Origin of the sequence: Catalinimonas alkaloidigena (genome assembly GCF_029504655.1) — a bacterium.
GTDB classification, from domain to species: Bacteria; Bacteroidota; Bacteroidia; order Cytophagales; family Cyclobacteriaceae; genus Catalinimonas; species Catalinimonas alkaloidigena.
The window spans coordinates 6,105,532-6,120,189 of sequence record NZ_JAQFIL010000001.1; the positions used below are offsets into that span (position 1 = coordinate 6,105,532).

Genomic DNA, 14,658 nt, shown 5'->3' on the forward strand with positions numbered 1-14,658 from the left:
AGCTCAATACAAGCCCCTGTTTTCTAAATAACAGGGGCTATATTTTTAGGCATATTCAGGTGTAAGACGCTCTCTTACTTTTTCCAGCAAGCTCTTGGTGGCCTTGATACCTTCCACAGCTTCCAGGTCGTTACCTTCATATTCTATTCCTACATAGCCACGATAGCCTGCATCTAGTACAATGCGCATCATTTTTTCATAGTCAGTATGAATCTCCTCTCCCTCAGAATTAAACTCATGTGTCTTGGCACTTACTCCTTTGGCAAATGGCATCAGCTCAGTAACGCCTTTATACCTATCGTACTCATCTAAACATTCGGGAGTAGGGTTTTCAGGAGAATAACCTTCTGTTTTAATACAGAAGTTACCAAAGTCAGGTAAAGTGCCCAGGTTAGAACGATTCGCCATTTTCATTACACCTGCCAGCCACTCTCCATTACTGGATAAGCCACCGTGGTTTTCTACCAGTACATTGATGCCTGCTTTCTCGGCATATTCAGCTAACGAACCCAGTCCGTCGGCAGCGAGCTTTTGTTGTTCTTCAAAGCTCCCCTGGCTGGAAGCATTGACACGGATTGAATGGCAACCTAAAAACTTAGCAGCATCTACCCATTTATAATGGTTTTCTACAGCTTTTGCTCGCTCAGCAGCATCCGGGTTACCAAGTTCACCTTCCAGATCACACATGATCAGTAATGCTTCTACCCCTTCACTATTGCAGCGATTTTTAAGCTCACTCAGGTATTCAATGTTTTTGGCTTTGTCGTAAAAGAACTGGTTTACGAATTCTACACCATCAATGCCTAACTCACGGGCTTTGGCAGGGAACTCAAGATTACTGATTTTACTGCCGGAGACAATAGTATTGTAATCGCTCTGAAATTTTTCGGCGATTACATTAAAAGGCATACTCCTGATTTCCGGATTGAATAAATAACTGTTTAAAGACCACTCTGCAAGAGAAATTTTAAAGAGCGGTTCCCCCGAAGCAGCCGCTGTGGTTCCGACCGTTTCCTCTCCTTCAGCACCTTTTTTTGAAGAGCTATTACAAGCAAATCCGGCAACCCCTAAGCCTGCTGATATGGCAAAAGATTGCTTGATGAAAATTCTACGTCTCATAAGTTATGTAAATGTTTTAGTAGGAAGAAAAAGCCAAAGGCTTGCTTCTACAAAGAAAGTATTTAGCGTGAAAAATACACTATTGTGTCAGGAAGTAAAAACTCTCTTGCTAAGAGGAACGTTTTTTTAATGAATTACTACAAAATAAAAAGAGTAGAAGCTCTTTAATAGCAGAAAGGAAGTGTTTTGGAGGAATTTAAGTTTCTTTTTCGCTTTTATCACCCACTTGTTTCATTACCCAGGATTTGCCCCAGTTTTCTTTCTCTTCTTCCGACCATAATTCTGGGAAGAATACTACGCGTTGAAAGCGGGGGGGTAAGTACTTGCGCCAGTTGGTACCACCTGTTGCTCCTTTTACTTGATTATTGTTGACAAGGTGACGTACTGCTGCTTTGAAATGGGCCAAAGGCCATTGTACATTTGCCCATTGGTCAAACTCCCGCAGCGCTGTAATGATGTCAGCATCGCCTTCTTTTATAAAGCGCTGCATACGTTTGCGGAGATGTTTCTGCTTGTACTCTTTGGCTTTGCGAGTCATCATTTTATCGTACTTCTCTTCAAACTGACGCAAAGTAAGGGTCTTGGTACCACTCTGTATATCCCGGGCCCCGGCCTTCCAGTACAGGTTATCCATGTAGGCATCAATAGGATCATCGGGAGAAAGCCAAAGGACATAGTCAGCATGCACCAGGTTGATTAAGTCAGTAGCAAAGATTTCTATGAGGCGATATTGTACAGACTGAAATCCACTGGAAGGCATCAATGTCATTCTGAACTTAGCAAATTGTTGTCTGTCCAAACCTTCTGTCATGATAGAGAAGGAATCGGTGAGTTGCCTGAAGTAGCGATTCATACGCTGTACTTTGTCATAAAAGACTGAAGCTTCAGTAAGCTCACCGGCATTAATTTGCTCCAGTTCCCACAAAATCAATTTGAAATAAAGTTCTGTAATCTGATGATAGGTAACAAAGACCATCTCATCCTTTTGGTCCGTACGGGGCTTCTGGAGGCTAAGCAGTGTTTCAAGCTCAATATAATCCCAGTAAGAGAGATAATCGGCATGTTCCAGCCCTTCAAGATAATCAGATAGGCTTTGACCTTGCTTGGCAAACTTATCTGAAAGCTTTTCCAGTTTCTCCAATACTTCCGGAGAGAGTGTAATTTTATCAATCATTGTCCGTACATTTGAAAAGGTAAGTATATAACGACTAAACTGATTGGGGTGTTATACCAACAGTTTTACAAACCGCTATCCACCATATATACAAGATGCCACTTTTTTTTTACTGGCTCATATACCATTTTAAAGTAAAACCCGGCATTTTCAGTAAATATTTCGTCCGTAGCCAGAGTATCGCTTACCTGTAGTTTCCTCTCAAACTCTGTACCTTCCAGATCTGGTTTCTTAAGCATCACCCACTCATCCCTGGTCCACTGATAGGCAGAGTCTTCTGCTTCGTCCGTCGTCTTAATACCCGATAGCGGAAATTGTATTCGCTCCATTTGAAAGCTGCTATCAGTAAGAAATTTATCGTAAAATTCGTTAAAATCCTCTTTTGCAGTCTGAACCTTGGAACTACGGCAAGCTACTGCTAGCAGTAAAGCTAAAAAAATCAGGTTACTAATGGTAAACTTTCTCATAAGTGCGCAAGATACATAATTTGTCGGCTAATGGGTAGAATTCTCATTTCAACTGCTTGCCACTTGATAGCCATGCCCAAAAGAAAAAGCTGATAAACAAAGTTCATCAGCTTTCCCACATCATATTTAAACCTTAAGCCTGAATGCGCAATCGTCATTCATTGATAAAGACACCCATCAGCCTATAGAAGGTTGGAAAACGAAGAATCAATGATTGCGCATAAAGCTTACCCCAGTTCATTGATTAGTTTGATGTGTTTCTCTATTTCTTTCATTGTAGCTTCAGTAGGCTCACATAAAGGAAGCCTGATTTTGGGGTTGCAATAACCTAAGTGGTGCATTATGGCCTTGATTGGAATAGGGTTGGTCTCTTTCATACTCAGGTTCATAATATCCAGGATACGATAATAGGAGCTGCGCGCTTTGTCCCATTCTCCGTTCAGACAATCACGTACCATTTCAGAGGTTGTATGAGGGAGACAGTTAGATACGACGGAGATCAAGCCATCACCTCCACAAGCCATAAAAGGTAAGGTGAGAGCGTCATCCCCTACCAATACACAGAAGTCATCCGCGGTACGGCGCATCACATCCATCATCTGATGAATATCTCCACTGGCTTCTTTTACCCCTACGATATTCTTATGCGCTGCCAGCCTCAGCAAATTATCCGTTTCCAGGTTGATTGCTGTTCTCCCTTTGATATTATAAATAATAATGGGCAAATCTACCGCATCAGCAATAGCGGTAAAGTGGCGATATAAGCCTTCAGGAGTAGGTTTATTGTAATAAGGGTTGATTACCAGGTGGCCATCCGCACCGGCATCAGCTGCTACCATTGCCAGTTCTATACTTTCCCGGGTATTGTTAGAGCCGGTACCATGAATGACCTGACACCTGCCATTGATAGTCTTCACCGACCAACGCAAAATTTCTTTATGTTCTTCATGGGAAAGGGTAGGACTTTCTCCTGTAGTGCCTACAAATACGATCCCCTCTACGCCTGATTCTATCTGCTTCTCTACCAGTTTTTCAAAATCGTCCCAGTCAATTTCATTTTGTTCGTTGAAAGGTGTAATGATGGCAGTATACGTACCCCGAAAAAGTTTGTCCATAATGGTAATTTTTACTTAAGCTCCCCGCAATTATGATTTATACCACAAAGTTACAAATTTCACTGAGCGAACCCATACCAAACTTTCAAGTCTTTTGAAGAATCACCACCTGCTTCCGATCATGATAAAGTATGTGGAACCCAAAGTGGTGTGCGATAAAATGAAATGTGTCGGTATGATAGAAGCAAACATGCGTAATATCTCTGCGGTACCACCACTGCTCAAAGCCTGCTAATGAATGGTATAGATTGGTCATTACACAAAGGAGGCCTTTGGGACGCAATAGGCTGTACAAGTTCAATAGTTCTTTGCCCGGCTGGAAGAAATGCTCAAAGGTTTCAGTAGAAAATATGAAGTCATACTTTTTTTCAGGCTTTTTAGGAAAAAAATAAAGATCATAATGATCACAATGCAAGCAGTACTTCTGATGTAATAGCTGTACAAGTACAGGCGCAGGGCCACAGCCATAGTCTAAACCCTGCATGCCTTCTTTCAGATAAGGCAATATGGGTTCAATAGACTTTTCAAGAAAGCTCACGTAGCCTTTATCTTCAATGCTATTATGATGCTGCTGATAACGTTTTTTTTCTTCTTCAATAGACGGAAGCATGCTCCTGGCCAGAAATATCAGCTTGCAATGCTTACAAACATAGTAACAACCACCATCCTGTGTAGATAATTGTTGATGCTGTTGTCCACTACATAAGGGACAAATAACCGTCTGATTAGCCTGCTGCCTGTTGATGTTTTTTATTTTTATACCATCTGATTAAGAAATAAACGGCAAAACCCACTATTGTTGCTCCTGAAATCCAAAGCATACCTGTCTCTAAGCGCTCGGTATTTTTTCCCAAAATCGCTATCATCGCAATAAGAGGAATAATACCGGCAGTGGTAGCTGTTATAAATTTCACATAGCGCATTTCTCCCAGGCCAGCCACAAAACTAATGGCATCATTAGATAAAAATGGTGAGACTCTGAACAATACTACTGCCCATACCCCATACTTTTGAATGTACCCATTGACTTTTTCAGCAGACTTCTGGCCAATAATTTTATCTATAAAGGCATTGCTGGCATGATAGCCTATGAAATACGCTATAGTAGCCGCTACAGCGACTGCAACATAAGAAATCACAGAACCCCACCATGGGCCATAAGCTAATGTAGAGACAATCATAAGTAAAGGAGAGGGGATCACAATCAAGAACATCTGAACAACCATCGCTGCTACGATGATCAGTGGTCCCCAAAAACCAAACCCGTTTACCCAGTCTTTAATTCGCTGATGATCGTCGCTGGTAAGCACCTCATAGGCAGTACTCATAAAATCTTGCACGCTAGGGATCAAAAAATAAGAAAGAGCCAATGCTAACACTACGGTTCCACTCAATACAAATACCCAAATACTTTGCTTACGTTGTTCTTCCCTTTCCTGGAGTTTTTTCTTAATCCTGCTCTTGACACTCATAAAAATAAATTGATGGTAGCTAAAAAAATTGTTTGGATAGAATGTATAACCCTGCCTGTGGATAAATTGTTATGTAGAACTAATCCACTATCTGCCGCGGTATATCCGCAGGCAAACGGCTCATAAGTTCATTATTCAGTTGGTTGGCAAAGTCTGAGAATGAACTGATCGTAATACTACTGTTATCCTGGTTACCGATCAGGATAACTTCATCTCCAACCTCTACCCCTTCAATGTGGGTGACGTCTACCATAAATAAATTCATGTTGATTAGTCCGCAGATGTTAGCCCGTTTCCCATGGATCAATACAAAGCCTTTGTTGGAAAGAGAGCGTGAATAGCCATTAGCATAGCCTAAGGGGATAACTGCTACCTTCATATTACGCAGAGCTTGATAGCTGGTACCGTATCCAACAAACTCACCTTCATTTACATCTTTGAGATGCATAATATCGGTTTTCCAGGAGATTACCCTGTGCAGAGGATTGTCACTTACCTGGTTGATTTCTACCAGATGCATATTATATACATCGGGGCTCGGCCATAGTCCATAAAGTGCGATACCTACCCTAACCATATCCATTCTGGCTTCAGGAATGGTCAAGCCTGCTGCTGATGAAGCAATATGCCTTAGTTTTGGAAGAACATTCTTCTGCTGAGTCGTTTCATATGCTTCATTGTATCTGATCATCTGCCGCCTGATTCTGAAATGATTGGCCAGCGTCTCTGCGCCTGCCAGATGGGTACAAAGCCCACGAAAATCGATATGCTCGGCATTAGCCTCTATCAGGTCAAGAGCTTCCTGCATTTGCTCAATTGGAAGCCCGGTTCTGTTACCCCCAGTTTCTACTTCCAGGTGAATGACAGCTTTCTTTCCTACGCGCTTTGCTGCTTCTACAGACTGACGAATACGCTCAAGGTCAAACACATAGTACTGTATGTTATTGTAAATTACCCATTCCAGGTCTCGGGAGTAGAGGATACCCATGATCATAATCTCACAGTCAGGCAGGCATGATCTAAGCACTTCCTGTGCTTCATAGCTTGAGGCTACCGAAAAATGTTTGATACCGCATTTGATCAGCATAGACACAAAATGCTGTGTACCATGGCCATAGGCATTGGACTTAACTACTGCTGAGATGATAGGGTCAGCCCCTATCTTATTACGAACAAAAGACACATTATTCTGGAGTGCGCCTAAGCTTAAATCTATTCTTGAAGAGTGTCGTACTATAGACTTATCAATAGAAGGTATACCTGTTATCAATGTAGTAAAATAATTAAACTTAATATGTCACCGTAGCAGTCCAAATGGAAATGACTTTTAAAGTACAAATCACCTGCTAAAATCACAACTTAACAGCCTTAACACTTATCTATCTTAAGCAGGTAAAAATAAATTAGCCTGCTTTCTAATTTATATTTTAATTTATCGTGGAATGTAAGTAACTTTGACCGGCAAATAAATCTTCTTATTTGCCTATGATGACTGACCCATCTAAGTTTTTGTACGAAGCGTTCACATATGATGATGTGCTGCTTGTACCTAATTATTCAGAGGTTCTTCCCAGAAACACCGACACTTCAACCCAACTTACCCAAAACATAAGGCTGAACATTCCCTTGGTTTCTGCTGCTATGGATACGGTAACTGAGTCTGAATTGGCAATCTCAATTGCTTTATCCGGTGGGCTGGGTTTTATCCATAAAAACATGTCTATTGAGGCGCAAGCACACCAGGTAAGAAAGGTGAAGCGCTCACAGAGTGGTATGATTCTGGACCCCATCACCCTGGATATCAATGCTACGGTATTTGACGCCAAAGCGATCATGCGGGAGAATAAGATTGGAGGCATCCCTGTAGTAGATAAAGATCGTCGGCTGCTGGGTATTGTGACCAATCGTGACCTACGCTTCCTGAAAGACATGAACCAGCCTGTGCGGGAGATCATGACCAAAGAGAACCTGATTACTGCTGACCTTGGGGTAGGACTGGAAAAAGCAGAAGATATTCTTCAGGAGTACAAAATTGAAAAACTTCCCATTATTGATAAAGCAGGCAAACTTAGCGGCTTAATTACTTATAAGGATATCCTGAAAAACAAAGACCGTCCTAATGCCTGCAAAGACGAATATGGCCGCTTGAGAGTGGGGGCTGCAGTGGGCGTTACGCACGATATACTGCAAAGAGTAGAAATGCTCAAAAACGCAGGCGTGGATATTATCAGCATAGATACAGCTCACGGTCACTCTAAAGGGGTTATGGAAGCCTGCCGTAAAGTCAAACAAACCTATCCTGAAGTCGAACTGGTTGTGGGTAACATTGCTACAGCAGAAGGAGCTAAAGCACTTGTAAAAGCAGGAGCCAATGCTATTAAGGTAGGTGTAGGACCAGGCAGTATATGTACTACCCGTATTATCGCGGGTGTGGGAGTCCCTCAGCTTTCAGCTGTCTATGAGTCAGCCAAAGCTATAGAAGGAAGCGGAGTACCCGTGATTGCTGATGGTGGAATCCGCTTTTCTGGTGATGCTGTAAAAGCCATTGCCGCAGGAGCCAGCAGCATTATGATCGGTTCACTGCTGGCAGGTACCGATGAAGCTCCCGGTGAGGTGATTCTTTATGAGGGCAGAAAGTTCAAATCTTACCGTGGCATGGGCTCAGTAGAAGCCATGGAAGAGGGGTCTAAGGACCGCTATTTTCAAGATGCCGAAGACGATATTAAAAAACTGGTTCCCGAAGGCATAGTAGGGCGGGTTCCTTATAAAGGTATGGTAGACGAAGTTATCTATCAGCTTATTGGTGGAATACAGGCAGGCATGGGCTACTGTGGTGCCGCAGATATTCCCAGTCTGCAAAAAGCCAGATTTGTTAAAATTACCAATGCGGGCTCACGAGAAAGTCATCCTCACGATATTACTATTACGCGTGAAGCTCCCAACTATAGTCCCTGAAGGCTAAAGTAATTTACAAATTACGAAACTTCTCCATTCCATAATTTATATTAGCTTTGTGCTAGCAGGCAGTTTGCTGTACGATTTACGTACAGCAAATGCTTTTTTGCCACGCTATTAATGCCACATGCGCTTTCACAAAAATGTCATCCGGTTTACACTCTTTCTGGGTATTATCAGTTGGATTCTGCTGGTTGTCACCGACCTCTCGCTGTTATTTGCAGATATAAATAACATCAGGCCAGGCATACCTGCTGAAACACGATTGGTGCTGCTCAACCTATTCTTTATTGCCCTATTTTTCTACTACAGGTATATAACAGGAAGAGCAGAGAGGATTAATTTTATTGACCTGCTCTGGCGGGTGTTCGCTACCGGGCTTCTGGCAACTATTGTTGCGCTAACCATCGTCTTATTTTACAACTTACTAGGCGATAGCCGACTATCACAAAATATATTCCTCAGAACTTTTTTTTACCATATTAATATTGGGCTGGTTACTGCTTTCCTCACCTCTACCATTATGGTTTGGAAACAGCTCATACTATACCAAAAATCAAAGAGACTCATAAGATTGTGGCAGATGTTTGAGTATGCGCTTTTAGCCAGCATTATACTCAATTTTTTCCCGATAGTTGAGTTCAATATTATCTACAATATCATTCTTGCCTTACTCCTGATACTAGGACTGGTACTATCTATTAACCTTAAATGGGTAGCTTATCTTGATTTTAAGCAGAAGTGGAAGAGCATCATCATCATGCTTGCCATCAGTATTTTTCTTGTTCTCTTCCTCAACAACTTATATTCATTTGGGCAAACTTTTGACAATCTGTATGAGTCCCCACTCCTTCCCATCAATATACTGGATGTAGCGTTTATATTAGCACTCTTCGGCTTTACCTTTGTTTACAATATATTCTCCCTGTTGGTCATATTGTTCAACCTTCCTACATCATCAGTATTTGAGCAAAAGCTGGAGGAGGTAATCAACTTTCAGAGGTTGAGCCAGTCCACGCAGGCAGGCTATAAAGTAGACCAGATCTTTGAAATACTACTTGAAAGCTCTGTAAAGGCTGTATTTGCAGATGCAGCCTGGGTAGAAACAGATGACTTTGAGCAGCACATTTTGTTGACAAGAGGGGTGGAAGAAGAAGAGATTCCTCTACTAAAGGAAAAACTAAAAGGTGATGCTTTACAATCCGACGGAACCAAAGGGCTTAGTAAGCCACGTCTGTCGCGTAAAGACTACCGCTCTCATCGTAAAAAACATCGTTTGCTTCAGCTCCCTGAATATAAGTCAGTACTTTGGATACCTTTGGTGGTTAAGAATAATACTATTGGCACCCTCGTAGTGCTAAAGGAAGTAAGTGACGGCTTCAACAAAGAAATGGTAAGTATCATTGGTACCTTTGCCAGTCAGGCATGTATCTCTGTAGAGAACTTCCAGCTTCTCAATGAAACGATTGAAAATGAACGTTATAAAGAAGAACTGGAAATTGCGAACCGTGTACATCAGAGCCTTCTTCCGAAGGAACCCGTATCTAATGAGGTCTTTGAGATCGCTGCTTTTTCAGAAGCTGCCGATCAGGTAGGTGGCGACTACTATGACATCTACCAGATCAATGAACACAAGTTTATCATCATTATCGGAGATGTATCAGGCAAAGGGACTTCTGCGGCTTTTAATATGGCACAGATGAAGGGGGTATTTCATAGTCTGGCTCAGCTTGATCTCTCTCCCGATAAGTTTCTTGCCTATGCCAATAGCGCCTTAAGCCGCTGTTTGGAGAAAACTTCGTTCATCACAGCTTCATTCTTTGTGGTAGATACCCTTCAGTCTACTATTGAGTTTGCACGAGCAGGGCATTGTCCTACACTTTATTACAGTGCGACCAACCAGTCTGTCACTTATCTGGAAAATCAGGGACTGGGCCTGGGAATAATTCGCAACGAAAAATTTAATCAATACATAGAAGTAACAAAGGTAAACTATTCGCCGGGAGATATCGTAATGCTATACACCGATGGTATCACTGAAGCGGCTAATTCCGCTAATGAGCAGTTTGGTTACGAAAGACTTCAGCTTTTCTTAGGAGAGCACGCTACTGAAGATCCGAAAGTAATACAGGAAGCTCTTCTGAAAAATATTTTTGCATTTTGCGAAGGTCATGCTTTAGATGATGACTATACGGCTCTCATTATTAAGTTCAAATAGGGTAAAAGAACATTACGCGCTAACTAGCGTATAACTAAATAGTTATGGTAGATGTAAGTGTTGATTTTGGTGAAAAATACTGTTTAATCAAAATAAATGGAGAGGTAGATGCTAGCTCGTCTATACATTTGGATGAGGCTATGCAAAAAGCTGTAAATGCTGAATGTCCAAGGATTTTAGTAGATTGCTTAGATCTTCATTATATTTCATCAGCAGGCCTGGGTGTTTTTATGTCATATATCCAAGAGTTGGAAGCCAAAGAAAAAAAGCTTGTGCTGTTTAATATGAACGAAAAAGTGTATAAAGTTTTTGAGATATTGGGCTTACATCAATTACTGACTATTGTTGATAAGGAAGAAGACGCTAAGAAAGATTTTGTCGAATGAATTACAGTTTCAAAGTACCGTGTTGCAAGGATAAGCTGCAAAGTATCAGAGATTTTGTAACCAATATTCTGGGTCATTACAATCTTTCAGAAGTTGATGCACATCAACTGGTACTGGCAGTAGATGAGGTTTGTGCTAATCTTATGATTCATTCTCACCATTGTAATCCGGATGAGAGCATTGAGCTTATTATTAATGTAGACGAAGGTGCAGGAATTACCTTCGAAATCAGAGATGAAGGTGCGGGTTTCAATATCTGTGACTATAAGGAGCCTAACCTTAATGATATTATTGGCACCAAACGTAAAGGAGGAGTTGGTCTAATGCTTGTCAGGCGAATTATGGATCATATAGAATTTGACTGCTGCTCCAAAAAACGCCACAATATCTATCGTCTTCGTAAAAGCATCACCTTTGCTCCTAAGCCTCCACTTCTTATGAACAAAAAAGCCTGATTCTAAATCAGGCGTCTTTATTTTCAAATCATTATTGTATCTAACTCCTTAGAGGAATACTACATCTTCTACGATTACTTCCCCAAACTCCCGAAGAAAAATAGATAGAATCTTAGATTTGGACATATTTAGCTCCTGCTTAAGTGCTGCGGAACTCAGTTTTACATAAAGTTTACGGTCTTTGATAAAAACCTTGTCGGTCCGCCTGGCAATAGGAGCCCCCATGAGTCTCTCCCAGGAGTTGATCAGCTGTGTCTGTTCGTATTTAGCTTTTAGTTTGTAAGTATCCAAAAGTTCCCGCATAGCCTCGCCTACTGTAGAAGTTTCCGCTTTCCGCCCGGAGGGCGCTCTATTCCATCTTTGGTACGTCATTTATGCTTATTTTCTATTTTGCTACAGGCTAAAGTTAAAAATATACGGGAGCATTACTATACCTAGGTAGGCAAAAAACATTTCTCTGTCAGAACTGAAGCTTACTAAGATGCTACCGACCAAAGACTTAGCTTACCTTTGCTGACCAAATATTTTTTCATTTAGCCGGGTAAGTGTCTCTGCCTTATATTCACTGTCTATCAAAAGGGAAATGTTAAATTTACTTCCACCATAAGATACCATCCGGATTGGAATGTCGTTCATGGCATCCAGCACCTGCTTAAGCATTCCTACTTTAGAAAAAGGCATATTTCCGACAATACAAATGATGGTATGATCAGTATGGACCTCCACATCGCCGAAGTCTTCAAGTTCTTGCTTTATCACTGACAAATGGGTGTTATTATCAATAGTCAGTGATACTGCCACCTCAGAAGTTGTGATAAGATCGATGGGTGTTTTATAGTTCTCAAAAATCTCAAAGACTTTCCTCAAAAAGCCATAAGCCAGCAACATACGTGAGGACTTTACTTTAATGGCAGTGATTCCATCCTTAGCCGCCACTGCGGTAAACCCTCTTTCAGGATCAATGTCGGCGGTAATTATTGTGCCGGCAGCGTCTGGCTTCATCGTATTCAGGAGTTTCACTGGAATATTAGCATGCTGCGCCGGACGAATGGAGGAAGGGTGTAAAATTTTAGCCCCGAAATAAGCCAGTTCTGCAGCTTCGTCAAATGAAAGCCTGGGAATAGGATAGGTATGCTTTACGATCCGTGGATCGTTATTATGCATGCCATCAATGTCCGTCCATATCTGAATTTCAGTAGCTTTTACTGCTTCTCCTACCAAAGAGGCAGTATAATCGCTTCCACCTCTTTGAAGATTGTCAATGCGATTGTTACTGTTGAGGCAGATGTAGCCCTGTGTTACGAACAATTCCTGCTCAGGATACTGACTTAGCAACTGCTTAAGGTGTTGCGCTATGTAAGGGGTATCCGGCTCATTAGCATCATTAATACGCATATATTCCAAGGCGGGAAGAAGCACGGCATTAACACCTTCCTGTTCTAGATATGTAACGAAAAGCTTGGTTGAAAGTAGCTCTCCCTGTGCCAGTATTTCTTTCTCAACATCCACACTGTAGTCACTCTTATCCATAGCGCGCAGCACAGAAAAATGGTTTTCTACAATTTCAAGCCCCTTTTCAAAGCTAGCCGAATTGTGTAAAAGGCTCTTGCAGTATACCTGATACGTATCATAGAGTTTTTCAATAATTGCACCTGCTTCAGCATTGTCCTGTTTTGATAAGGCTGTAGCGATACTCACCAGGGTATTAGTAGTACCGGAAACTGCCGAGAGGACTACGATTTTTTTTCCTTCTTCTTTATTGATCAGGTCTGCGACGGCATGCATCCTCTCAGGACTCCCTAATGAGGTACCTCCAAACTTGAGAACTTTCATAGTAAAATTGGATATTTATGTAAAAAAATACAGTGCTTGTGCTTGCTATTTTATCTAGAACCCGAGCATCTTAATAGCGGTAAAGGCTGCTTCATCGCCTTTGTTGCCATGCTTACCTCCTGCCCTGTCCTGAGCCTGTGCCAAATTATCTGTAGTGAGTACCCCAAAAATAACTGGTTTATTATATTTAAGATTAATGTCTTTAATTCCCTGTGCTACTGCCTGACATATATAGTCAAAGTGTGGTGTTTCGCCCTGAATCACACAGCCAATGGCGATCACAGCATCTACGGCAGCATCCTCAGCCAGCCATTGTGCACCCAGACATAGTTCAAAGCTACCAGGGACCCATTTGCTGGTAATATTAGAAGCAAGGGCTCCATGCTTTGTTAAAGTATCAAACGCGCCCTCATACATGGCTCCCGTGATTTCTTCATTCCACTCTGCAGTTACAATAGCAAACTTCTTTGTTGAGATATCAGGAAGTTGGTCAGTCTTGTGGTCACTTAGGTTTTTATGGGCAGTAGACATATAATACAATATAGAGATTCATAAAAAAAGGATAAGACCATGAAGCGGCAACCTGAAACCGCACAGCCTTATCCTCTACTTATCAAGTAAGGTACAGTGTATATTTATTATTGCTCGGAAGCAAGACCTTGTAGCCGGGTTTGTTGTTTTAACGCCTGTTGGTATTCCGTAGCTTCAGGAAACTCTTCTATGATACGGTCATAATTTTCAATTGCCTGAGCATAGTTTCCCATTGCTTCATAAGCTAAAGCGGCTTTCACTAAATATTGAGGGGTAAAAAACCGATTAGGCTTATAATCAGCGGCCTTATTATAGTGGCTCACTGCTTCCTCATAATTTTCTAGTTCCATATAAGCATCACCGAGCAAAGCATAAGCACGTGCCTGCACCAGCATATCAGATGCACTAAAGTCACTGAGGTGATCAATTGCATCATTATATTCTCCCTGACGTAGATAAGCAATCCCCGCATAATAATGAGCAAGGTTCGCCGCTTCAGTACCGCCGTACTCGTCTATGATCTCCAAGAAACCATAATTATTACCATCGCCGTTTAGGGCGCGATTCAGGCTATCAGCCTCAAAATAAAATACAGCCTGGAACATTTCATCCTGTGCAGCTGTATTCTGGCTTTCCATATAATAGGTATAACCAAAAACTCCGGCAATGACCAGGGCTATAGCAACACCTATACCCAAAGCCACATTTTGATTCCTCTTGTTTTTAAAAAAGGTTCCGGTTTTATCAACCAGGGTTTCCCTGAGCGCGTCAGAACTTTCCAGTAGTTCGGTGTTATCGTGCTTTTCACTACCCTTAGCCGACTTCTGCTTGTTTCCTTTTACTCTATTCGCCATCTTATATAATTTAAGGGTGCAAATCTACATTAATTTCTCTTAAACATAAAAAAAGAGCTTTACGTTTCTTTGCAAAGCT

15 protein-coding genes are annotated in these 14,658 nt (G+C 41.6%); 4 read left to right on the forward strand and 11 right to left on the reverse strand.

The annotated features are described in order from the left end of the window. Positions 1 to 45 precede the first annotated feature (45 nt). From OKW21_RS24710 to alr, 7 genes are all read right to left on the reverse strand, one after another. Positions 46 to 1,119 (reverse strand): sugar phosphate isomerase/epimerase family protein, encoded by a 1,074-nt coding sequence (locus OKW21_RS24710; protein WP_277484792.1) that lies wholly within the window; start codon positions 1,117 to 1,119, stop codon positions 46 to 48. Positions 1,120 to 1,315: 196 nt separating this feature from the next. Further along, positions 1,316 to 2,293: a tryptophan 2,3-dioxygenase family protein gene (locus OKW21_RS24715; RefSeq protein WP_277484794.1), complete on the reverse strand. Its 978-nt coding sequence runs from the start codon at positions 2,291 to 2,293 to the stop codon at positions 1,316 to 1,318. Positions 2,294 to 2,358: 65 nt separating this feature from the next. After that, positions 2,359 to 2,760, reverse strand: coding sequence for a hypothetical protein (locus OKW21_RS24720; RefSeq protein WP_277484797.1), 402 nt, complete (start codon positions 2,758 to 2,760; stop codon positions 2,359 to 2,361). Positions 2,761 to 2,987: 227 nt separating this feature from the next. Beyond that, the gene (gene dapA, locus OKW21_RS24725; RefSeq protein WP_277484799.1) at positions 2,988 to 3,875 is read right to left on the reverse strand and encodes a 4-hydroxy-tetrahydrodipicolinate synthase; all 888 of its coding nucleotides are present in this window, start codon (positions 3,873 to 3,875) and stop codon (positions 2,988 to 2,990) included. Positions 3,876 to 3,960: 85 nt separating this feature from the next. Then, positions 3,961 to 4,485 carry a class I SAM-dependent methyltransferase gene (locus OKW21_RS24730; protein WP_277484801.1) on the reverse strand — a complete coding sequence of 175 codons (525 nt, stop codon included), beginning with the start codon at positions 4,483 to 4,485 and terminating at the stop codon, positions 3,961 to 3,963. Positions 4,486 to 4,600: 115 nt separating this feature from the next. Next, a complete protein-coding gene (locus OKW21_RS24735) occupies positions 4,601 to 5,347 on the reverse strand; it encodes a TVP38/TMEM64 family protein (protein ID WP_277484804.1) in 747 nt (248 codons plus the stop codon). Between the two features lie 79 nt (positions 5,348 to 5,426). Continuing rightward, positions 5,427 to 6,617 carry an alanine racemase gene (alr, locus tag OKW21_RS24740; protein WP_277484807.1) on the reverse strand — a complete coding sequence of 397 codons (1,191 nt, stop codon included), beginning with the start codon at positions 6,615 to 6,617 and terminating at the stop codon, positions 5,427 to 5,429. 215 nt (positions 6,618 to 6,832) lie between these two features. On the opposite strand from alr, the gene guaB reads away from it, so the two are divergent. The 4 genes from guaB to OKW21_RS24760 all read left to right on the forward strand — a co-directional run bounded on the left by guaB (position 6,833) and on the right by OKW21_RS24760 (position 11,361). Continuing rightward, entirely contained in the window at positions 6,833 to 8,302 is a 1,470-nt protein-coding gene (gene guaB, locus OKW21_RS24745) for an IMP dehydrogenase (RefSeq protein WP_277484809.1), read from the forward strand. Between the two features lie 127 nt (positions 8,303 to 8,429). Further along, positions 8,430 to 10,520, forward strand: coding sequence for a GAF domain-containing SpoIIE family protein phosphatase (locus OKW21_RS24750; RefSeq protein WP_277484811.1), 2,091 nt, complete (start codon positions 8,430 to 8,432; stop codon positions 10,518 to 10,520). A 44-nt stretch (positions 10,521 to 10,564) separates the two neighbouring features. After that, the gene (locus OKW21_RS24755) at positions 10,565 to 10,906 is read left to right on the forward strand and encodes an STAS domain-containing protein (protein WP_277484814.1); all 342 of its coding nucleotides are present in this window, start codon (positions 10,565 to 10,567) and stop codon (positions 10,904 to 10,906) included. Continuing rightward, positions 10,903 to 11,361, forward strand: a complete 459-nt coding sequence (locus OKW21_RS24760; RefSeq protein WP_277484818.1) for an ATP-binding protein — start codon at positions 10,903 to 10,905, stop codon at positions 11,359 to 11,361. Before OKW21_RS24755 ends, OKW21_RS24760 begins: the two co-directional genes overlap by 4 nt. A gap of 48 nt (positions 11,362 to 11,409) precedes the next feature. Here OKW21_RS24760 and OKW21_RS24765 read toward each other — a convergent pair whose 3' ends face one another. From OKW21_RS24765 to OKW21_RS24780, 4 genes are all read right to left on the reverse strand, one after another. Then, the gene (locus tag OKW21_RS24765) at positions 11,410 to 11,733 is read right to left on the reverse strand and encodes a DciA family protein (RefSeq protein WP_277484825.1); all 324 of its coding nucleotides are present in this window, start codon (positions 11,731 to 11,733) and stop codon (positions 11,410 to 11,412) included. A 132-nt stretch (positions 11,734 to 11,865) separates the two neighbouring features. Beyond that, positions 11,866 to 13,194: an aspartate kinase gene (locus tag OKW21_RS24770; RefSeq protein ID WP_277484826.1), complete on the reverse strand. Its 1,329-nt coding sequence runs from the start codon at positions 13,192 to 13,194 to the stop codon at positions 11,866 to 11,868. Between the two features lie 54 nt (positions 13,195 to 13,248). Next, positions 13,249 to 13,725: a 6,7-dimethyl-8-ribityllumazine synthase gene (gene ribH, locus OKW21_RS24775; RefSeq protein WP_277484828.1), complete on the reverse strand. Its 477-nt coding sequence runs from the start codon at positions 13,723 to 13,725 to the stop codon at positions 13,249 to 13,251. 107 nt (positions 13,726 to 13,832) lie between these two features. Next, on the reverse strand, positions 13,833 to 14,579 hold the full coding sequence (locus OKW21_RS24780) for a tetratricopeptide repeat protein (protein WP_277484830.1): 747 nt from the start codon (positions 14,577 to 14,579) through the stop codon (positions 13,833 to 13,835). Positions 14,580 to 14,658: the final 79 nt, after the last annotated feature.

Coding starts and splice junctions, on each gene's coding strand:
- OKW21_RS24710 (WP_277484792.1), bottom strand. CDS start 1,119: ATGAGACGTAGAATTTTCATCAAGCAATCTTTTGCCATATCAGCAGGC.
- dapA (WP_277484799.1), bottom strand. CDS start 3,875: ATGGACAAACTTTTTCGGGGTACGTATACTGCCATCATTACACCTTTC.
- OKW21_RS24780 (WP_277484830.1), bottom strand. CDS start 14,579: ATGGCGAATAGAGTAAAAGGAAACAAGCAGAAGTCGGCTAAGGGTAGT.
- ribH (WP_277484828.1), bottom strand. CDS start 13,725: ATGTCTACTGCCCATAAAAACCTAAGTGACCACAAGACTGACCAACTT.
- OKW21_RS24755 (WP_277484814.1), top strand. CDS start 10,565: ATGGTAGATGTAAGTGTTGATTTTGGTGAAAAATACTGTTTAATCAAA.
- OKW21_RS24735 (WP_277484804.1), bottom strand. CDS start 5,347: ATGAGTGTCAAGAGCAGGATTAAGAAAAAACTCCAGGAAAGGGAAGAA.
- guaB (WP_277484809.1), top strand. CDS start 6,833: ATGATGACTGACCCATCTAAGTTTTTGTACGAAGCGTTCACATATGAT.
- OKW21_RS24730 (WP_277484801.1), bottom strand. CDS start 4,485: ATGCTTCCGTCTATTGAAGAAGAAAAAAAACGTTATCAGCAGCATCAT.
- OKW21_RS24765 (WP_277484825.1), bottom strand. CDS start 11,733: ATGACGTACCAAAGATGGAATAGAGCGCCCTCCGGGCGGAAAGCGGAA.
- OKW21_RS24760 (WP_277484818.1), top strand. CDS start 10,903: ATGAATTACAGTTTCAAAGTACCGTGTTGCAAGGATAAGCTGCAAAGT.
- OKW21_RS24750 (WP_277484811.1), top strand. CDS start 8,430: ATGCGCTTTCACAAAAATGTCATCCGGTTTACACTCTTTCTGGGTATT.
- OKW21_RS24720 (WP_277484797.1), bottom strand. CDS start 2,760: ATGAGAAAGTTTACCATTAGTAACCTGATTTTTTTAGCTTTACTGCTA.
- OKW21_RS24715 (WP_277484794.1), bottom strand. CDS start 2,293: ATGATTGATAAAATTACACTCTCTCCGGAAGTATTGGAGAAACTGGAA.
- OKW21_RS24770 (WP_277484826.1), bottom strand. CDS start 13,194: ATGAAAGTTCTCAAGTTTGGAGGTACCTCATTAGGGAGTCCTGAGAGG.